At 68.6% G+C, this 2,160-nt stretch carries 1 protein-coding gene and 1 pseudogene; one reads left to right on the top strand and one right to left on the bottom strand.

Features of this window, described 5'->3' with window-relative positions; translation table 11 throughout:
* Window positions 1–168: pseudogene (locus ACFC8N_RS48820) on the top strand (DNA-directed RNA polymerase subunit alpha); the annotation flags it as partial.
* A gap of 549 nt (window positions 169–717) precedes the next feature.
* Here the strand turns inward: ACFC8N_RS48820 and ACFC8N_RS48815 are convergent.
* Window positions 718–1,656 (bottom strand): alpha/beta fold hydrolase, encoded by a 939-nt coding sequence (locus ACFC8N_RS48815; RefSeq protein ID WP_376296095.1) that lies wholly within the window; start codon window positions 1,654–1,656, stop codon window positions 718–720.
* Window positions 1,657–2,160: the final 504 nt, after the last annotated feature.

Genomic DNA, 2,160 nt, shown 5'->3' with positions numbered 1-2,160 from the left:
ATCCGCAACTTCGGTGCGAAGTCGATCGACGAGGTCAAGGCGAAGCTGGCCGGCATGGGCCTGGCCCTCAAGGACAGCCCGCCCGGATTCGACCCGACCGCCGCCGCGGACGCGTTCGGCGCGGACGACAACGGGGGCACGGGTTTCATGGAGACCGAGCAGTACTGAGTGCTGCGCCGGGTCGCGGCCGAATCCAACCCCGCCCGGCCGTAGCAGCTGTACTCCTTCCGGGTACTTGATGGTCTCGGGTACCAGCACGGAAGGCAGTGGTAGCCCTTCACGCGGCACTGTATGCCGGAAGTGAGGGCGGTCACGGCAGGTACGGAAGGGCGTGGGGCTTCGGCTGAGTACGTGGCCGGAGCCCCACGCTCCGTTCCGGCGGGGGTGGTTACGCCTCCCAGCCGGCTGCCGCCCGCCATGGGACTCGCCCCGGCTACCGGCCCCTCCGGAGCGTCCGTTCGCGGTGTGCGTCCGTCGCGGAGAGTGGGGCAAGCAGTTCGTGCGAGCTATGTCGCTCTCCGGGCTCGCCACTGTGGCCGACCGGGCCTCGTGGGCTTGCTACGACGGAAAGAAAGCCTGACTGCTGTTCCATCGCTGTATCGCTGTATCGCTGCATCGCCGCGAGGCTCGCGTGATCACGAAGTGCTGCCAACGCTCTTCGTCGTGTGGATCGTGCTGGAGCATGCGTGGTTCTGGTCGTGTACGGGGGCGGCGGAGTCATCGGGAGGCCGCAGTTGATGCTGCCGTGAGTCTGTCCACGGCCGTCGCGACTTCCTCGGGACTGGAGATCATCGTCAGGTGCCGGGCGCCCGGGATGAGCGTTGCAGGCGGTGCGCCGATGCGCCGGGCGGTCTCCTGAGGCGTCTGCCGGGTGAACACGTCGTCCTGGGCGCCGAACACCACCGACTTGGGCAGGCGCACGTCGGCGAGCCGGGCCACCTGATCCGCGGGCAGACCGGGCACACCGGCGGCCAGCATGCTCCACAGCGCGTTCTCCGCGCCCGGTACGCGAAGCGGGCGTCGCCACTGATCGAGGCCGGCCGAGTCCAAGCGTGGACAGGCGGGCCCGCACTGTGCGTCGTACACGCTACGGATCACCGTGTCGATGCCGAGCCCGATCCGCAGCAGGCTGGTGCGGTACGGGTCGATCAGCACGTACTTGAAGGCCGGCGGTGGCCCGGCACCCGTGTCGAGGGCGTCACCGTCGAGAAGCATCACACCGCCCAGCCGGCCAGGAGCCCGCAACGCTGCCTCGGTGACCACGGCGGCTCCGCTGGAGTGCCCCACCAACAGCGGGCGCTCGCCCGGACCGCCGAGGTGCATGGCGTCCAGGAAGCCCATGAGCTGCCGGGTGAAGTGGTCGACGGTGTAGGGGCCGCGGCGCTCGCTGTATCCGTCGCCGGTCAGGTCGAGCGCGTACACCCGGTGGTTGCGGGCGAGCAGAGGGGCAAGGCGCGACCAGGTGTCGACGGATTCGAAGGCGCCGTGCACCAGGACAACGGGTGGGCCCCCCGTGCCCCAGGTCTGGTAGCGCGTGCGGATGTCGGCGGCCTGCACGTACCTGAGTCCCCGCGGCGGCGCGTCGCGTCCGGCCGTGACGCCGTTGTAGACGAACGAGGCCGCCGTGACGACGACGAGTACGACGGCACTGCCCAACGCGGCGCGCCACAGCCACCGCCGCAGCCGGGCACGGCGTGGCCGGAGCGCGCGACTGGCAGGGACTGGCGTTGGAGCGGATGACGGTTGGGTGCCCCCGTCTCCGTTGCCACCCGGGGCGCCGTCTCCGGCTCGGCAAAGATCAGCTGTCACAGCGCAAGCATCGCCCACGGCACACTCGCGGTCATCCTGCGGGAGGAGCCTCTGTGACTACTCCTCTGGGCGTAGGGGAGTACTGGGCGCATGGGAAGGCCGGGGTGTTCTGGGCGGTGGCCGACGTGGCTGCTGGCCGAGAGATGCGGGGGCGGGCGAGACTCTTCGGGTGAATTATGTGAGTGATGGTTGTCTGGTTGGTGGTTCGTTATTTGTTGGGTGGTCCGTAAACCATATATTCATTCCAGCGTTTGCTGTGGCGGCGCTGGTACGCAGAGTTTGTTGATGTTTTTGCTGGCTGCGATGTCGGGAGGAACTGTCGTGCGAGTGGCTCGGTCTGTTTTCGCTGCT

Origin of the sequence: Streptomyces sp. NPDC055966 (genome assembly GCF_042269865.1) — a bacterium.
Lineage (GTDB): Bacteria > Actinomycetota > Actinomycetes > Streptomycetales > Streptomycetaceae > Streptomyces.
Note: the sequence above shows the minus strand (reverse complement) of the source record. Positions and strands in the feature narration are given on the sequence as shown.